General features: G+C 69.1%; 13 protein-coding genes. 6 read left to right on the top strand and 7 right to left on the bottom strand.

The window, feature by feature from the left end:
- Positions 1-38: 38 nt before the first annotated feature.
- On the bottom strand, positions 39-461 hold the full coding sequence (locus G4D83_RS00515; RefSeq protein ID WP_163861247.1) for a YciI family protein: 423 nt from the start codon (positions 459-461) through the stop codon (positions 39-41).
- 301 nt (positions 462-762) lie between these two features.
- On the opposite strand from G4D83_RS00515, the gene G4D83_RS00510 reads away from it, so the two are divergent.
- From G4D83_RS00510 to G4D83_RS00490, 5 genes are all read left to right on the top strand, one after another.
- Positions 763-2,598: a fibronectin type III domain-containing protein gene (locus tag G4D83_RS00510; protein WP_163861244.1), complete on the top strand. Its 1,836-nt coding sequence runs from the start codon at positions 763-765 to the stop codon at positions 2,596-2,598.
- Between the two features lie 74 nt (positions 2,599-2,672).
- Positions 2,673-5,732, top strand: coding sequence for a DEAD/DEAH box helicase (locus tag G4D83_RS00505; protein WP_163861241.1), 3,060 nt, complete (start codon positions 2,673-2,675; stop codon positions 5,730-5,732).
- Positions 5,733-5,887: 155 nt separating this feature from the next.
- The gene (locus G4D83_RS00500; RefSeq protein WP_163861238.1) at positions 5,888-6,322 is read left to right on the top strand and encodes a hypothetical protein; all 435 of its coding nucleotides are present in this window, start codon (positions 5,888-5,890) and stop codon (positions 6,320-6,322) included.
- A 117-nt stretch (positions 6,323-6,439) separates the two neighbouring features.
- Positions 6,440-8,983 carry an excinuclease ABC subunit UvrA gene (gene uvrA, locus G4D83_RS00495; protein WP_163861236.1) on the top strand — a complete coding sequence of 848 codons (2,544 nt, stop codon included), beginning with the start codon at positions 6,440-6,442 and terminating at the stop codon, positions 8,981-8,983.
- 38 nt (positions 8,984-9,021) lie between these two features.
- Positions 9,022-9,924, top strand: a complete 903-nt coding sequence (locus G4D83_RS00490; protein ID WP_163861235.1) for a glycosyl hydrolase — start codon at positions 9,022-9,024, stop codon at positions 9,922-9,924.
- A gap of 54 nt (positions 9,925-9,978) precedes the next feature.
- On the opposite strand, the gene G4D83_RS00485 is transcribed toward G4D83_RS00490, so the two are convergent.
- From G4D83_RS00485 to G4D83_RS00465, 5 genes are all read right to left on the bottom strand, one after another.
- The gene (locus G4D83_RS00485; protein ID WP_163861233.1) at positions 9,979-11,355 is read right to left on the bottom strand and encodes a DNA/RNA non-specific endonuclease; all 1,377 of its coding nucleotides are present in this window, start codon (positions 11,353-11,355) and stop codon (positions 9,979-9,981) included.
- Positions 11,356-11,475: 120 nt separating this feature from the next.
- A complete protein-coding gene (locus tag G4D83_RS00480) occupies positions 11,476-12,036 on the bottom strand; it encodes a gamma-glutamylcyclotransferase (protein WP_163861230.1) in 561 nt (186 codons plus the stop codon).
- Positions 12,037-12,137: 101 nt separating this feature from the next.
- Positions 12,138-13,730, bottom strand: a complete 1,593-nt coding sequence (locus G4D83_RS00475) for a M28 family metallopeptidase (RefSeq protein WP_163861228.1) — start codon at positions 13,728-13,730, stop codon at positions 12,138-12,140.
- 172 nt (positions 13,731-13,902) lie between these two features.
- On the bottom strand, positions 13,903-14,643 hold the full coding sequence (locus G4D83_RS00470) for a class I SAM-dependent methyltransferase (protein ID WP_163861226.1): 741 nt from the start codon (positions 14,641-14,643) through the stop codon (positions 13,903-13,905).
- 5 nt (positions 14,644-14,648) lie between these two features.
- Entirely contained in the window at positions 14,649-15,077 is a 429-nt protein-coding gene (locus G4D83_RS00465; RefSeq protein ID WP_163861225.1) for a GFA family protein, read from the bottom strand.
- A 251-nt stretch (positions 15,078-15,328) separates the two neighbouring features.
- On the opposite strand from G4D83_RS00465, the gene G4D83_RS00460 reads away from it, so the two are divergent.
- Positions 15,329-15,955, top strand: a complete 627-nt coding sequence (locus tag G4D83_RS00460) for a LysE family translocator (RefSeq protein WP_163861222.1) — start codon at positions 15,329-15,331, stop codon at positions 15,953-15,955.
- A 59-nt stretch (positions 15,956-16,014) separates the two neighbouring features.
- On the opposite strand, the gene G4D83_RS45425 is transcribed toward G4D83_RS00460, so the two are convergent.
- Positions 16,015-17,043 (bottom strand): tautomerase family protein, encoded by a 1,029-nt coding sequence (locus G4D83_RS45425; RefSeq protein WP_205522542.1) that lies wholly within the window; start codon positions 17,041-17,043, stop codon positions 16,015-16,017.
- Positions 17,044-17,075 lie beyond the last annotated feature (32 nt).

Raw genomic sequence — 17,075 nt, 5'->3', positions numbered from 1 at the left:
GCGTGCGTTCCGCGGGGTGTGGGAGAGGGCTGGGGCGCCTAGCTCTTCGAGACCTGCTCACGCAGACGCTCTTCCTGCGCACGCAGCTCGGGCGTGAACTCCGCGCCGAAGTCCTCCATCTCGAACACCTGACGGAGTTCGATTTCCGACTCGCCGGGCATCGGGTTCGGACAGCGCTTCACCCACTCGATGGCCTCTTCCTTCGACTTCACCTGCCACAGCCAGAAGCCGGCCACCAACTCCTTGGTCTCCGCGAAGGGGCCGTCAATCACGGTCCGGCTCGTGCCGGAGAAGCGCACCCGCACGCCCTTGGAGCTGGGGTGGAGTCCCTCGCCCGCGAGCATGATTCCCGCCTTCACCAGCTCCTCGTTGTACTTCCCCATCTCGGTCAGCATCTTCTCGTTCGGCGGCGCGCCCGTTTCCGAGTCCTTCGTCGCCTTGACCAGCACCATGAATCGCATGTCGTTCTCCTTCAGGTTCCTGGGGTTCGTACGTGCCCGTTGTCCCGGGCTCTACTCCTTCGTCGAACAGACTCGCGGGAGATCGACACGGCCTTTTTATTTTCCGAAGGCCATCGTCAACCCCGCGAAATGACAGGCGGCCCTTGCCCCTCACCCCGGAAATGGGGCGCACCCCGCCAGAAATCACGGAGCCGGTCGCTCGCCCGGTCCTCTGGCGCGCAGGAAAAACGTAAAGCTTGAATGACCCGAAAAATGGGGTGGCCCTCTCTCTTCGGTTTCCCCCAGCCGAAAGGCAGACGCCATGCAGCTTCCAGGACACCTCCCCCGGGCGGCACTCACCGCCCTGGTGGCCTTCGTCACCCTGCTCAGCACCCTGCTTCCCACGTCCGCGTTCGCGGCGGACCGGGGGGCCTGGGCCCCCAACACGCAGTACACCGTGGGCGACATCGCCTCCTATGGAGGCAAGGCCTACGACTGCCGTCAGTCCCATTATTCCCTCGTGGGCTGGGAACCGCCCAACGTCCTGGCCTTGTGGCTGGAACGTACGGGGAATCCGCAGCCCGACACGCAGCTCCCATCCACGCCCGCTTCACTCACCTCCACCGCGAAGACCTTCGACAGCGTGTCGCTGACCTGGGGCGCGTCCACGGACAACGTCGGCGTCACCGGCTACGAGGTCTTCACCAACGGAAGCACCACCGCCTCCGCGTCCACGGCAGGGGCCACCAGCGTCACCGTGACGGGCCTCGCGGAGAACACCACGTACACCTTCACCGTGAAGGCGCGTGACGCCGCGGGCAACCGCTCCACCGCGAGCACCGCGCACAGCGTGACGACGTCGCCCCGTCCGGCGAACGACACGGTGGCGCCCTCCACTCCCGCCAACCTCGCCTCCACCGGCGTGAGCGCCAGCAGCGTGTCGCTGTCCTGGGGCGCGTCCACGGACAACGTGGGCGTCACCGGTTACGAGGTCTTCGTCAATGGCGGCGCGTCCGCGTCCGCCACCACCTCCGGCTCCACCAGCGTCACGGTGACGGGGCTGGCCGCGAACACGACGTACACGTTCACCGCGAAGGCGCGTGACGCCGCGGGCAACCGCTCCTCGGCGAGCAACAGCATTTCCGCGACGACGACGGGGACGCAGCCGGTGGGCAACAAGCTCCTGGTCGGCTACTGGCACAATTTCGACAACGGCTCGACGAACATCCGGCTGCGCGACATCTCCGCGAAGTTCAACGTCATCCAGGTCGCGTTCGCCGAGCCCGTGGGCGGCGCCGGCTCCGGCAACATGGCCTTCACGCCGTACAACTCCAGCGTCGCGGACTTCAAGGCGGACGTCGCCCTGCTCAAGAGCCAGGGGCGCAAGGTGCTCATCTCCATCGGCGGAGCCAACGGCACCGTGCACCTGGATGACGCCGCCGCCCGGCAGAACTTCGTCACCACCATGCAGGGCCTCATCAACACCTATGGCTTCGACGGGTTCGACCTGGACCTGGAGGGCAGCTCGCTGTCGCTCAATGGCGGCGACACGGACTTCCGCAACCCCACCACGCCGCGAATCACGAACCTCATCCAGGCCACCCGCCAGTTGCTCAACCAGAACGGCTCCGGCTTCGTCCTGACGATGGCGCCGGAGACGGCCTATGTGCAGGGTGGCATGGCGGCCTACGGCGGCCCCTGGGGTGCGTATCTGCCCGTCATCTACTCGCTGCGCGACAGGCTCACGTACCTGCACGTGCAGCACTACAACACCGGGACTGTCACGGCGCTCGACGGCCGGGCCTACGCGCAGAGCACGCCGGACTTCCACGTCGCCATGGCGGAGATGCTGCTGCGCGGCTTCCCCGTGGGCGGCAACAGCAGCGCGATGTTCCCCGCGCTCCGGCCTGACCAGATTCTCATCGGACTGCCCTCTTCACCGCAGGCGGCGGGAGGCGGGTACACCACGCCGGCCAACGTGCACAAGGCGCTCGACTACCTCATCAAGGGCCAGTCCTTCGGTGGGACCTACGTCCTGCGCAACACCGCGGGCTACCCCGGCTTCAAGGGCCTGATGACCTGGTCCATCAACTGGGACAAGTTCACCCTCTTCGAGTTCTCCAACAGCCACCGCGCGTACCTGGACACCTACCCGTAGCCACGCCCCTACAGGCCCGGCGCAGGCGAGCATTGCGCCGGGTCCGTCAACGGAGCTAGGGAGGCGGTCCCCGTATGTCCGCGACCGCCGACCTGCTCGAAACCATCCAGGAGGAAGCGCGCCCGGAGACCTGGTCCGCCGGCATGGGCCTGGCTCGTGCCGGCGCCGTCTCGGTGCAGTCCGTCGGTGAAGAGGAGACGGTGCTGCGCGTGCGCGCCACCGGTCGCCCCGCGCCGGTGACGACCGTCCTCTATCCCGAGGACGAAATCTGGGAGTGCGACTGCAAGGGGAAGGCGGACCCGTGCGAGCACGTGGTGGCCGCCGCCCTCTTCCTCCACCACTCCACGCAGAAGAGCGCGCCGCCCCGCGCCGCCGCGTCCGCGCCTCCCCGAACACAGGCTCCGTCCGCGCCGCCCCGCACGCAGGCTCCGTCCGCGCCTCCTCGCATGCAGGCTCCGTCCGCCCCGCGCCCTGGCGCCGCGCCGAAGCCGGAGCGGATGGTGTACCGCTTCAAGCGCGTGGACGGTGGACTCCAGTTGGAGCGCCTGGTGGTCCGGCCCGACAACACCGCGCGACTCCTGGCGCGCAGCCTGTCCTCGCTGCTGACGAACCCCGTGGAGGCCGCTCGCATCCAGGTGGAGCCGTGCGACCGCGTCGCCGATGCGCTGCTCGCGAAGCCCACGCGAGGCGCGCTGCCTCCGGAGCGACTGGAGGCGCTGCTGCGCGCGCTGGAGCCGGCGCGCACGGTGCTCTTCGACGGAAACCTGGTCTCGATATCCAGCGAGCTGCTCCTGCCTCGCGTCACGGTGGAGGACCGGGGCGAGCAGACGGTGCTGAAGGTGGATAGAGATCCACGCGCCACCGAAGTCGTCAGCGCTGGCGTCGCGGTGGGCGGGGGCATCCTCTTCCGCATGGGCGAGCAGTCGCTCACCGGCTCGCGGCTGGAGAACCTGCCCCAGGAGCGCGTCTTCTCGCCCGACCAGATGGGCGACCTCACCGGCAAGGTGCTGCCGGAGATGGCCCGGCGCCTGCCCGTGGACGTGAAGAGCCAGCGGCTGCCCCGCATCGACCGCACGCTCAAGCCGCGCATCTCACTGGAGCTGGACGCGCTGGGCACGGGACTCTCCGTGCTGCCCACGCTCGTGTACGGCTCACCGCCCACGGTGCGCATCGACAACGGGCGCATGGTGTACCTCACCGGCGCGGTGCCCGTGCGCAACGAGACCGCCGAGCAGCAGCTCATCCACGGCCTGCGCGACGAGCTGAACATGGTCCCCGGTCGCCGGGTGACGGTGCAGGGCCAGGAGGCCTTGCAGCTCGCCGACAAGCTGCGGCGCTGGCGCGGCGGACTCACCGGGGATGCGGCGCGCTTCGTCAGCCCGGACGTGAAGCTGCGCCCCATGCTCGACGTGAAGGCGGGGACCACCGAGGCGGGTGCCCCACGCGTGGACTTCTCCTTCGACTTCCAGGTGGAGGGCGCGGGACCGGATGCGCCGCGCACGGTGGACGCGGGCGCGGTGATGAAGGCGTGGGAGGAGGGGCTGGGCCTCGTGCCTCTTCAGGGGGGTGGTTGGGCGCCGCTGCCCACCGCGTGGCTGAAGTCGCATGGCCAGCGCGTGACGGACTTGCTGGCGGCGCGCGGCTCGGATGGACGGCTCGCCAACCACGCCATCCCCCAGCTCACCGACCTGTGCGAGGCGCTGGAGCATCCGTCCCCGCCCGGCCTGGAGCGGCTGGCGCCCCTGGTGCAGGGCTTCGAGAAGCTCCCCGACCCGAGGCTCCCGGCGGACCTCACTGCGACGCTGCGGCCGTACCAGCTCCAGGGCGTGAGCTGGCTCACCTTCTTGCGTCAGGCGGGCCTGGGCGGCGTGCTCGCGGACGACATGGGCCTGGGCAAGACGCTGCAGACCATCTGCATGGTGGGCAAGGGCACGCTCGTCGTCGCGCCCACCAGCGTGCTCCCCAACTGGCACGCGGAGGTGAAGCGCTTCCGTCCCTCGTTGAAGGTGTCCGTGTACCACGGCCCCGGACGCTCGCTGGACGAGACGGCCGACGTGACGCTCACCACCTACGCGCTGATGCGCCTGGACGCGGAGGTCCTCGGCGCGAAGACGTGGGACATGGTGGTGCTCGACGAGGCCCAGGCCATCAAGAATCCCGACAGCCAGGTGGCGCGCGCGGCGTACGGGCTGGAGGCGACCTTCCGCCTGGCGCTCAGCGGCACGCCCATCGAGAACCGGCTCGAGGAGCTGTGGAGCCTGATGCACTTCACCAACCAGGGGCTGCTCGGCGGGCGCAAGGAGTTCGAGGAGCGCTGGGCCCGTCCCGTCGGTGACAACCACAAGGGCGCCGCCGAGCGACTGCGCGCGCGCATCCGTCCCTTCGTGCTGCGCAGGCTCAAGCGGGACGTGGCCCCGGAGCTTCCGCCGCGCACCGAGTCCGTGCGTCACGTCACGCTCAGCGAGCATGAGCGCGCCGTCTACGACGCGGTGTACTCCGCCACCCGCGAGGAGGTGGTGTCCCAGTTGGAGGCGGGCGGCAGCGTGCTCAAGGCGCTGGAGGCACTGCTGCGGCTGCGTCAGGCGGCGTGCCATCCCGCGCTCGTCCCGGGGCAGCACGCGAAGACGTCGTCGAAGGTCCAGGCGCTCCTGGAGGCGCTCGGCACGGCGGTGGAGGACGGACACAAGGCGCTCGTCTTCTCGCAGTGGACGTCCATGCTGGACCTCATCGAGCCGGCGCTGAAGGAAGCGGACATCGGCTTCATCCGGCTGGACGGCAGCACGTCCAATCGCGGCGCCGTGGCGGAGTCCTTCCAGGACCCGAAGGGTCCGCCGGTGATGCTCATCTCGCTGAAGGCGGGCGCCACGGGCCTGAATCTCACGGCGGCGGACCACGTGTTCCTGGTGGACCCTTGGTGGAACCCCTCCGTGGAGAACCAGGCCGCGGACCGCGCGCATCGCATCGGCCAGCAGCGCCCCGTCATGGTTTACCGCCTGGTGTCCCAGGGCACGGTGGAGGAGAAGATCCTCACGCTCCAGGACAAGAAGCGCGCGCTGTTCGAGTCGGCGCTGGGTGGAGGCGCCTCGGGTGGCGCCGCCATCACCCGCGCGGACCTGATGCAGTTGCTCGACTGACGGAGCGCGGTGCCCCAAGAGCTGGCACCGCGCGAGCGCCCTCCCTCTTCGCCTCATCGATAACCATGGGTGATTGATTGTCGTTCGATTAGTTCCCACTGGGATTCATGGAGGCCCGGTACGGTGTCCGGAGCACGAAGGAAGAAGGGGGCATCATGAAGTCCCTGCAGGCACTGGTCGCCGCCGCGCTCTTCAGCGTCATCGTCAATCCACTGAGTGCGGAGCTGGCCCGCCTCTTCTCGGACATCGGCTCAGAGGACCGGGGCGCCATGTTCACGCTCGTCCCGTACGTCGCCGTCCCACTGGTTTGCCTTGTCGCCTTGGGTGTCGTTCTCGCATACGGAGTGCCCAGGACGCCCCCGGTGACCTGGGGGCTCATCACCGGTGCTGTCAGTGCGCCCGTGCTGATCCTCGCCGGACAGGTTTTTGTCTGGAGCAATCTGGACGCGGATGCCCAGGCGGCCGTTGCCCTCATCTTCATGCCCATCTATGCGACCTTGGCTTCGGGGGTCCTGGCGCTGGTCTCTATTTTCCTCCGCTGGGTGGGAGGGCGTTTCCTAGGCACAACCCGCCGGACTCGGCACGTGTAGGGCGAGTACTCCTGGCGGGCAACCCCATGGCCTCAACCACGGGCTCCGTCGGTTGGAGCCTGTTCCTCCACGCCTTCCGGCATCAGATTCGGTAGGACGCCCGGAGGAGCGTCCCCCATGAGCCGACCCCGCCGTCTCCACATCCCAGTCAGCTCCGGCAACACCCGGGCAGGCTTCGTCCGAGTCCGTGGCGCCCGCGAGCACAACCTGAAGCACGTGGACGTGGACCTGCCACGCGATGCCCTGGTCGTCTTCACGGGCGTCTCCGGCTCGGGCAAGTCCTCGCTGGCCTTCGGGACGCTCTACGCGGAAGCCCAGCGGCGCTACTTCGAATCCGTGGCCCCGTACGCTCGGCGCCTCATCGACCAGGCAGGCATCCCCGAGGTGGACTCCATCGAGGGACTTCCTCCCGCCGTCGCGCTCCAGCAACACCGGGGCGCCCCCACGACGCGCTCGTCCGTGGGCAGCGTGACGACGCTGTCGAACTCCCTGCGCCTCCTGTACTCGCGCGCCGGCACCTATCCACCGAACCAGCCCCACCTCGACTCCGACGCCTTCTCCCCCAACACGCCAGCGGGAGCGTGCCCGAACTGTCACGGCCTGGGTCGCGTCTACGAGGTGACGGAGCGCTCGCTGGTGCCGGATGACTCGCTCACCATTCGCGAGCGGGCCGTCGCCGGGTGGCCGCCCGCGTGGCACGGGCAGAACCTGCGCGACATCCTGGTGACGCTTGGCTACGACGTGGACACGCCGTGGCGAGACCTTCCCAAGAAGGACCGCGACTGGATTCTCTTCACGGACGAGCAGCCCACCGTCCCCGTGTACGCGGGCTTCACCCCCGCGGAGACGCGTCAGGCCCTCAAGCGCAAGACGGCCCCCAGCTACATGGGCACCTTCACCAGCGCCCGAAAGTACGTGCTCCAGGCCTTCGCCACGACGCAGAGCCCGCTCATCAAGAAGCGCGTGTCGCGCTACATGGAGAGCGGTGAGTGCCGCGTCTGCCACGGCAAACGCCTGCGCACCGAGTCCCTGTCCGTCACCTTCGCGGGGCTGGACTACGGAGAGCTGTCACGCCTGCCGCTCAAGCGCGTCGCCACCCTGCTCCAGCCCTACGCGGAAGGGACGGCGTCCGCGCTGAAGAAGCTCACGCGCGAGCATCCCGAGAAGGCGCTCGTCACGGAGCGCATCGCCAGGGATTTGGTGGAGCGCCTGGACGTCCTGCTGGAGCTGGGCCTCGGTTATCTCTCGCTGGAGCGCGCCACACCCACGCTCTCCCCGGGTGAGCTGCAACGGCTCCGGCTGGCCACCCAGGTGCGCTCCAACCTGTTCGGCGTGGTGTACGTGCTGGACGAGCCCTCCGCGGGCCTGCATCCCGCTGACACGCAGGCGCTGCTCAAGGCGCTCGACTCGCTGAAGGGCTCCGGCAACTCGCTCTTCGTCGTGGAGCACGAAGTGGACGTCATCCGCCACGCGGACTGGGTCATCGACGTGGGCCCCGCCGCCGGAGAGCAGGGCGGCCAAATCCTCTACAGCGGTCCGCTGGACGGGCTGAAGGACGTGGAGGTGTCCCAGACGCGGCGCTACCTCTTCGAGGCCGAGGCACCGCGTCCCCGACCTCCGCGCGCCCCCAAGGGCTGGCTGCGCCTGCGAGGCGTCTCCCGCAACAACCTGAACGGCCTGAGCGCCGACTTTCCCTTGGGCGTCTTCACCACCGTGACGGGCATCTCCGGCTCCGGCAAGTCGAGCCTGGTGAGCCAGGTGCTGGTGGAGCTGGTGGCCGCGCACCTGGGCCACGAGCCTCCCGAGGACGAGGAGGAGGGCGAGCTGCTGGAGCGCTCCGAGGTGGTGACGACGGGCGGCCGAATCACCGAGGGACTGGAGGACATCCACCGGATGGTGCGCGTGGACCAGAAGCCCATCGGCCGCACGCCGCGCTCCAACCTGGCGACGTACACGGGCCTGTTCGACCATGTCCGCAAGCTCTTCGCCGCGACACCGGCGGCGAAATCACGCAAGTACGACGCCGGGCGCTTCTCCTTCAACGTGGCCAAGGGCCGCTGCGAGACGTGCGAGGGCGAGGGCTTCGTGAGCGTGGAGCTGCTGTTCCTGCCCAGCGTCTACGCGCCCTGCCCCACCTGCCACGGCGCCCGCTACAACGCGAAGACGCTGGAGATCCGCTACCGGGGGAAGAACATCGCCGACGTGCTGGGCATGACGGTGGACGCGGCCCACGCGTTCTTCACCGAGGAGCCCCACGTCCACCGCGCCCTGGGTGTCCTGCGCGAGGTGGGCCTGGGCTACCTGCGCCTGGGCCAGCCCGCGACGGAGCTCTCCGGCGGCGAGGCCCAGCGCATCAAGCTGGCCACGGAGCTGCAACGCACGCAGCGAGGCCACTCCCTCTATGTCCTGGACGAGCCCACCACGGGCCTGCACCCCGCGGACGTGGACAAGCTGATGGCGCAGCTCGACGGGCTGGTGGAGGCGGGCAACACCGTCATCCTCGTCGAGCACGACATGCGCGTCGTCGCCGCGAGCGACTGGGTCATCGACCTGGGGCCCGGCGCCGGAGACGAAGGGGGCCACATCGTCGCCGCGGGGACACCCGCCCAGATCGCCGCCTCATCGAAGAGCCGCACCGCGCCATTCCTCGCACTAGGATGACCGTCTCCACGCGCCCTCGCGGGCGGAGGTGACGGCACATGAGACGCTGGCTCGCACCCTTCTCCATCGCGTTGTACCTGCTCCTGGGTTGCGACCCGGCGGACCCCATCAAGTCCGGGCGTCCCTCCACCGAGGACGCGGGCACCCAGACGCCTCCGCTCATCAAGAGCGCCAAGCGCGGCATCGCCTTCGACCTGGCGACGCCCGAGGACATGGCGGCCGTCTCCCCAGGTGTGAGCTGGTGGTACAACTGGAGCTCCCGTCCCAACACCCACGTGCCGACGGACTTCCGCACCCGCTACGGCATGGACTTCATCCCCATGCTCTGGAACGGCGACTTCGACGCCGCGCGCATCGAGGCGATGCTCCGGGACAATCCCCACATCGAGTACCTGCTGCTGCTCAACGAGCCGAACCTGAGGGACCAGGCGAACATGACGCCGCAGGCCGCCGCGCGGCTGTGGCCCCGGTACGAGAGCGTCGCCACCAACACGGGCGTGAAGCTGGTGGGCCCGGCGATGAACTGGGGCACGGTGTCGGGGTACCAGGACCCCGTGGTCTGGCTGGATGCCTTCTTCGCCGCGTATCGCGCGGAGAACGGCAACCGCGAGCCGCGCATCGATTACCTGGCGTTCCACTGGTACGACTACGGGCTCGATGGCCAGCTCAACCGCCTCACCAAGTACGGCAAGCCGTTCTGGGTCACCGAGTTCGCCAACTGCCACCAGCAACAGGATGGCGCGCAAATCGACTCGGTCGCCAAGGCGAAGGCGCAGATGACGGAGATGGTGGCCGTCTGCGAGCGCCGCGCGGACGTGTTCCGCTACGCGTGGTTCACCGGACGGTGGACCAATGACCCGTGCTTCGCGAGCCTCCTGGGCGCGCCTGGCGTCCTGAACGAGCTGGGCAAGCACTACATCGCCCTGCCCACTGCGCCCTGAAGGCGAACCGCGCGTCACCGGGCCGGTGGGAGAAGGCCCGGAGCGAGGGAGGCACTACCGCTTCGTGAGCAGCGTGACGGACTGGTACTCGCTGCCCTGGAGCTGGAAGGCGCCGGGGGCGGACGTGTCCTTCTCCAGCTTCTCCTGCACGCTCTTGGGGAGCTGCGCGTAGAGGTCCTGCCCCAGCAGTTGCTCGAGCTGGTCCACCGGCACGCGCGAGGACTCCAGCAGCGGGATGATGGCGTCCTTCTTCGAGGGCCCGTCCTTCACGTTGGGCACCATGTACGCGAACATCGTCACGTTGCCGTTGGGCAGCTCCAGCAGCACCGTCTTGAAGTTGTGCGTGGGCACGCCAATCTTGCGGTCCCTGGCGCCCGTCGTCTCCACCGACTCCGGGGGCAGCGGCTTGCCATCCGCGCCCAGGAACAGGTTGCCGGTCAGGATGTGCGCCTTGCCGCCGGTCTCCTTCACCAGGTCCGTCACGGCCCGCTCCAGCGTGCGCCACACCTGCTGGTTGTGGTTGCCGTGCTGGGGGGCGATGTTGGTCATCTGGTGACTCTCGTTCATCGCCTCCTGGTTGGGGGAGTCCTCGGCGGCCTTCATGTGCCCGCGGTCGAAGCCCATGTTGTTGTAGTCGGAGTCGGTGACGCCCTTGCTGCCCAACAACGGGTCTCTCACGAAGGTGCTCTTCGTGCGGTCCACCTCGGCGGGCGTCTCCTTGATGTCGGCGGCGGACAGCAGGTAGCTCACGAAGGTGGGGACGTTCTTCCCCTCGTCCAGCATCAGTCGTGAGTACTGCTTCACCAGCTCCAACCCCTTGCCCTCGCCACCCGTGGGACGCAGCGGGTCCACTTCTCCGGCGGACTCCGCGACGCGGCTCTGGAAGGCGGCCATCTGCTGGTCCGGCACCCACCGCGTGCCGTCCACCTGGTTGGCCTTGGACTTCTGGATGTAGGCCGCCAGTTCGTCCTGGGTGACCTTGCCGTCGCTGTTGCCACCCAGGAGGTCGGCGCGCTTCGCCAGCCCGTCCTGCCACTTGGAGTCGAAGGCATCCACGTCCACGGGCGCGCCGCCACCCTTGGCCAGCTTCGCGTCCACCGCGGCGCGGCCCTGCTGGAGCGCCGTGGAGGTGAGGTAGCGCCCGTCCGTGGGCGCGGCGAGGTAGGCCTCGATTTCAGCCGCGGACACCTGGCCATTGCCTCCGCGCGTCTTGCTGCCCGCCGCGTCCGCCGCCTTCAGCAGGCCGGTCTCCCAGCTCTGCTCCGTCCAGCCGAACTTCGTCTGGAGCTCGGCGATGGGGACCTCGCGAGCGGCGGAGCGGTTCCAGCTGCCGCCCCTCGGCGTCACGACGTTGGTGGACGCGGTGTCCGCCGGGGCGACCGTGGCGGTGGGCGGGGTGCTGGGGCGAGCAGTGGGTCGCAGCGTCGTCATGCGAGAGGCATCCTTGGGCCGCCCAGGAGAGGAACGGAATGAGGCCCTGGTAGAGCTATGGTCGGTCGCGAGCGATACCGGGTTGCGTCATCGCCCCACCTTTTTTCTACAAAAGTGAGATCACGGCTTCTTCGCGGGAGAGCCTGGGACGGAGCGTGCGTCCGCCTTCGCCTGTTGGAGCGTTCCCACGATTCGGGCCTCGGCCTGGAGGCGCTCCACGTAGTCCGCCGGGAGACCGGAGCGCTCGGCGGCGAGGGCCACGGTGACGAGGAAGGCCTCGCTGACGGGGCCCTGCGCGGGAGGGCCACCGCGGGCTGGAGCGGTGAAGGCGTGGGCGGAGAGGACGGCGCCGGTGGCCGTGCGCACCTTGACGGGCCGGGACGTGGTGGCCTCGGCGAGCACCGACTCCAGCCGGCTCACGGCGTCCCACGTCTCCGCTGACACGCGCCGCAGCAGCCCGGGAAGGGATTTGCCCGGGGCGTCCACCAACCGGGCCACCTTGCCGCCCCAGGCGTGCGAGGGCACGTCATAGACGACGTCCACGTCGAGCGCCTCGGCCAGCTCCCCCTCCGGCAACGTGGGCGCGGAGGGCAGGCCCGGCAGGCGCTCACGCGCCGTCGCGGGGGACAGGTCGACGGAGAAGGCGAACCACGGACGCGGCGCTGGAGTACCTGCGGACATGGCATCGAGTCTCGACGGGCGATGACCTGGGGACAAGCCCCTGGCGGTGCGCGCCGGCCGCCGGGGATACGGGGGCCGGCGGCTTCACGTCCGGGCGGACGTCACTCCTTGGCAGTGGTCCGGTTGGCGGCCAGCTCGATGACGTTGACCATCAGGTCCTTGACCCGGCGCGGCTTCTCGCCGCCGTTGTCGCGGAGGATGAGGTCGATGTCGTCTCCGGGCTCGTGGTACTCGGGGATGAGGTCGCCGCCGCCCTTGGGATTGGACAGGCCCTCGAAGAGGAAGAGGACGTCCTCGCCCTTGCGGCCGAAGACGGCGCCATCCTGGCGGTCCCGGTACACGTTGATGTCGCGGTTGATGCGGTCGAACGGGTCCGCGAGCTGCGCGTTGGCCTGGTCCACGACGTCGCGGAAGTAGTTCGCCTGGCCCCTGCGGTCGGTGTCCACGACGGACAGGCGCTGGTCGTCCCAGCGGCCCACCATGTCCACGTTGACGACGCCGGAGATCTGCTCCGTGCTCAGCCCCGGAATCGGGTGGTCGACGAAGTACTGCGAGCCGACCAGGCCCTTCTCCTCGGCGCCCGTCCAGATGAAGAGGATGGAGCGGTCCAGCTCGCCGCGCTTCTGCGCCTCGGCCAGCTCCGGCACCGCCGCCATCAGCACCGCGCTGCCGGACGCGTTGTCGTCCGCGCCGTTGTGGATGTTGCCGCGACGGTCCGTGCCCACGTGGTCCAGGTGGGCCATCACCACGATGACCTCGTCCTTGTGCGGCCCGGTGCCGGGCAGCATCGCCATCGTGTTCACCGCCTGGCCGGACTCCGTGGCCAGCGCACGCAGCTCCTCCACGCTGCGCAGCCCGCCGCCGCGAGCAGGCGTGAGGGGCTGCCCCTCGGCCTTCATCGTGCTCTCGTACTTCTTGTTGAGCATCTCCAGCGTCTCGCGGGGCATCCCCTCCTCCAGGTAGAACCCCTCCTGGAAGAGCTGGTGGCCGAACTGCTTGTGCTCCGCGTGGCCATTCGCCCGGGCGTCACCCGCCGCCGCCGCCTCCGGCTTGCTGGCGAAGGAGAACACGTCGAACTTCTGCTGGAAGGGGTTCTCCGGGTTGTTGCTGTTGGGGCCCACGAGGCCGTACTTCTCGACGTGCGCCTGCACGTACGCGGAGGCCGCATCGAGTCCCGCCGAAGGGCTGTCGCGGCCCTGGAGCTCATCCGAGGCGAGGTACGCGATGTGCGTCATCGGGTCCGAGTCGGTGATGGACGGCTCGGGCTTCGGCTCGGGAGTGGGCTCCACGGGGCCGGGCTCCGGCAGCGGCTCCGTCGGGACCTGGGGGTCCGTGGGGAGCGGCAGGGGCAGCGGGTTCGTCGGGACCTGAGGGTCCGTCGGAGGCTTGGGCAGCGGCAGGGGCAGCGGGTTCGTCGGGACCTGAGGGTCCGTCGGAGGCTTGGGCAGCGGCAGGGGCAGCGGGTTCGTGGGCACCTGAGGCTGCGTCGGAGGCTTGGGCAGCGACGGGGGCAGCGACACCGGGGGCTTGGGGAGCGGCAGCGGCTGGGCCTTGCCCGGCTCGAAGCAGTCCTTGTTCCACTTCAGGTCGGGCGTGGAGACCTTGTTCGGCGTCTCCGAGGGAGCCTTCGTGGCCGGGGCTCGCGTCGTCGCGGTCGGTAGAGGACGAGGCGTATCGCTGATCTTGGAGGCCATGGTGGGGGATCCCGATGGAGAGCGCGGACAACGCGCTTCGGGATTATCGCCACCGGGGAGTTCAAGGTTGCGAGAAGGTTTCACTTCCCCGTGATTTCAGTGCCTTGTCTCAGCCATTTATCACCCGCGGTGGATCCGCCGGCTTCAGGGACGTCCCCCGGGTGTGGATCGGCTAGCGACGCTTGACGGCGACGAAGGTGTCGTACGGCGTCCCCTCCAGGGTGCGCGTCTCCAGGCGGGCATCGAGGCCCAGTTCGTCGAAGAGGCGCAGCCACGTCGCCCTCGAGAAGAGGCCATGCAGGTGCACGTCGTGGACGGAGCGGATGCTGCCGTCACGCTCCTTCAGCAGCATCGCGAAGTGGGTCTCCGAGGTCGCGCTCCCCGGCTTCGTCGGCAACGTCCACATGAGGTAGCGCAGCGAGCGCGAGCCCTGCCCAGGCACCTCGGGCTCGTCGCCCCCTTCCGTCATCGACCCCGGCTCGAAGCTCTCTTGCGTCGCGTCCGGAGCCACCAGGACGACGCCACCCGGGCGCAGGTGAATGGCCGCCGTCTCCAGCGCCGCGCGCAGGTCCTCCTCCGTGGTCATGTACTCGACGGCGTCATGGATGAACACGGCGTCGAACTCGCGGCCCAGACGCACGGTGCGCATGTCACCGGGCAGGTGCTCGCACTCGGGATTCAGCTCGCGGCTGTGCTTGCGCATGCCCTCCGAGGGCTCCACCAGCGTGAGCTGGAAGTCCCGCTTGAGGAAGCTGGCGTTGTTGCCACCCCCGCTGCCCAGCTCCAGCAGCGTCACCAGCGGGCCCGTCGCGCCCGCGAGCAGCAGGCGGCGATACTCGGATGCCTCCTCCGCGTAGTCGCTCGGGGAAGAGACCAGGGGCCACCACTCGGCCAGTTCGTCGTAGAGCTTCATGGGCATCATCCTGTTCGTGTCGACGGGTTCAGCGGTGCGGGACTTCGGCCGGCTGTTTCTTGAAGCCGTCGCCCTTCCCGTCCGTTGACGTAGGTGAGGGGTGCGCGCGCCAGCTCGTCGAGGTCCACGTCGTCGAGGCAGTTGACCTTGATGGTGTAGAACTTCCCCAGGTCCGTGTCGTCACCCCAGCCAAAGGAGTGCACGCCACAGTGCTTGCAGAACAGGTGATGGAGCTGCTTGGTGTGGAACTGGTACTCGGTGAGTTCGGCCTCACCGGACAGGAGGCGGAAGTCCTCGGGACCGATGACGGCGTGCCACAGCCGCGCCTTGGTGCAGATGGAGCAGTTGCACTTGTAGGTGCCCTGGCTCAGGTCGACGTCCGCTTCGTAGCGGACCGCCCCGCAGTGACAGCTTCCAACGTACGTCTTCTTCACGTGTGACGCTCCTCATCAGCCCCGGCCCCATCCTGAGGCCGAGCAGACCACGAGCGAGGCCTGATGCAACGCCTGGTTTGCGCCAGGGAGCTCCACGGCCTCCGCGGGTGACAGTCCTCGAAACGTCGCCATTCCAGCGGCGAGGTGGCCCCCGGGGGCAGACGTCGCGCACGCGTCATTTGAAGTGAGCGCTCCGCGTCCCTAGGGTGCCGCGTCCGGTCCGGAGCCCTTTCCGGCCACGCCGCCACGCCATGGACCTTACCCTCTGGGCAACGTTCACCCTGACCATCACCCTCTTCGCCATCACCCCGGGCCCCGCCGTGTTGCTGGTGGTCTCCCAAGCGATGTCGCGGGGGTTTCGCACCGGGATGAGCGCCGCGTTGGGCATCCAGGCCGGCAACGCCGTGTACTTCCTCATCTCCGTCGCGGGCCTTGGCGCGGCGCTGGCCGCGTCGCCCTTCGCGTTCTACGGCATCCGCTATGCGGGCGCGGCCTACCTCGTCTACCTGGGCGTGAGGACGCTGCTCTCCGCGAAGCACACCTTGTCGCTGGAGCAGCGTCCGAAGCCGCCCCTGTGGCGCGGGGCCTTCGTGCAGGGCTTCGCGAAGCAGCTCGCCAACCCCAAGTCCATCCTGTTCTTCGGCTCACTGCTCCCGCAGTTCATCCACCCGGGCCCCCACGCGGGCTTGCAGTTCACCGTCTACGGAATCTCCTGCATCGTCGTGGAGGTGCCGGTGCTCGCCGTCTACGCGGGGTTGGGCGTGGCTGGAGGTCGCGTCTCCAGCTCACCCCGTGCCCTGGTCTGGCGTGAACGACTGTCAGGCCTCGCGCTCATCGGCATCGGCGCGGTGCTCGCGACGATGAGACCGCAAGCCTGACTCCCGGCGTCGACGACCGGAGCCTTGCGCTCCGGTTGCCTCGTCTGGCCAGGACAACCTCAAGGAGCGGGAGCCGCGGGCTCGGCGGGCGCGGGCTCGGCGGGCGCGGGCTCGGCGGGCGCGGGCTCGGCGGGCGCGGGCTCGACAGGCGCGGGCTCGGCGTCCTTCAACGCCTCCAGCTCACGAGCCGTGGCGGGCCGCGTCCGGGCCTTGCCCTTCTCCACGATGATGAGCGTCCCCTTGGTGCCCTGCCGACAGAGCAGCGCTTCTCCCAGGGAGGGCGCCTTCTTCAACGCGTCGCAACGCCCCACGTGTGCCACCTGGCGACGCGCGGGCTCGATGCCGAGCGCCACCGCGAAGACCTTGCCCGCGCCACCCTCGAACGGCCCGGTGGACACCACCGTCACCCAGGTGTCCTTGAGCAGCTCCTGCGTGTAGAGCACCTCATAGCCCTCCGCCTTGCACTCGGCCTGGGTGCTCCCCGCCTTGCAGCGCTGGGCCGCGCGGAGCTTCTCCAGCAGGGCTGAATCCACCCGCGCGGTGAAGGAGGGAGCGGGGAGCTCGTAGCGGGCCGGGCCCACCTTCTCCAGCCCCGCGCACGGTCGCTTGCCATCCGACGCGGAGATGCGCAGCGCGAGCGGCACCTGCGGCGCGCCGCTGGAAGGAACGGAGAGGAACGCCGTGCCCGTGCTCGCGAGCGACTCCGGAACCGTGACGGCGAAGGCGCCGATGAAGTCCGACATGCCTTCGTCCGCGTCGGTGAGCAGCAGGCTCAGCGAGCCTCCCACTCCCACCGGGAGCCAGGCTCCCGAGCGCGTCTCTTCGAGGAAGAGGCTGTTCCACCGCAGGCTGCCGGTGTCCTCCTGCTTCGGGCCGATGACGACGGGTGAGGCACCTTCGACGTCGACGGCCATCGCGGACAGCTCCGGGTCCGCCGCGGAACCTTCGTCCCAGGACGAGCCACCGGGGTTCGTCGTCCCCACCTTCACCGCCAGCGGGGACACGAACAGCTCCTTGCAAGCGCGATAGTCCTGCGCCCACACGCGCGTGGAGACACAGAACGCCAGCAACACCCACCGTCGCATCATGCTTCCTCTCATCCAGCCGGGCGACAGCGCCT

This window comes from Myxococcus eversor (genome assembly GCF_010894455.1).
GTDB classification, from domain to species: Bacteria; Myxococcota; Myxococcia; order Myxococcales; family Myxococcaceae; genus Myxococcus; species Myxococcus eversor.
The sequence above is the reverse complement of the archived record's forward strand: the minus strand, read 5'-3'. Positions and strand labels throughout refer to the sequence as shown.

Coding starts and splice junctions, on each gene's coding strand:
- G4D83_RS00515 (WP_163861247.1), bottom strand. CDS start 461: ATGCGATTCATGGTGCTGGTCAAGGCGACGAAGGACTCGGAAACGGGC.
- G4D83_RS00510 (WP_163861244.1), top strand. CDS start 763: ATGCAGCTTCCAGGACACCTCCCCCGGGCGGCACTCACCGCCCTGGTG.
- G4D83_RS00505 (WP_163861241.1), top strand. CDS start 2,673: ATGTCCGCGACCGCCGACCTGCTCGAAACCATCCAGGAGGAAGCGCGC.
- G4D83_RS00500 (WP_163861238.1), top strand. CDS start 5,888: ATGAAGTCCCTGCAGGCACTGGTCGCCGCCGCGCTCTTCAGCGTCATC.
- uvrA (WP_163861236.1), top strand. CDS start 6,440: ATGAGCCGACCCCGCCGTCTCCACATCCCAGTCAGCTCCGGCAACACC.
- G4D83_RS00490 (WP_163861235.1), top strand. CDS start 9,022: ATGAGACGCTGGCTCGCACCCTTCTCCATCGCGTTGTACCTGCTCCTG.
- G4D83_RS00485 (WP_163861233.1), bottom strand. CDS start 11,355: ATGACGACGCTGCGACCCACTGCTCGCCCCAGCACCCCGCCCACCGCC.
- G4D83_RS00480 (WP_163861230.1), bottom strand. CDS start 12,036: ATGTCCGCAGGTACTCCAGCGCCGCGTCCGTGGTTCGCCTTCTCCGTC.
- G4D83_RS00475 (WP_163861228.1), bottom strand. CDS start 13,730: ATGGCCTCCAAGATCAGCGATACGCCTCGTCCTCTACCGACCGCGACG.
- G4D83_RS00470 (WP_163861226.1), bottom strand. CDS start 14,643: ATGAAGCTCTACGACGAACTGGCCGAGTGGTGGCCCCTGGTCTCTTCC.
- G4D83_RS00460 (WP_163861222.1), top strand. CDS start 15,329: ATGGACCTTACCCTCTGGGCAACGTTCACCCTGACCATCACCCTCTTC.
- G4D83_RS45425 (WP_205522542.1), bottom strand. CDS start 17,043: ATGATGCGACGGTGGGTGTTGCTGGCGTTCTGTGTCTCCACGCGCGTG.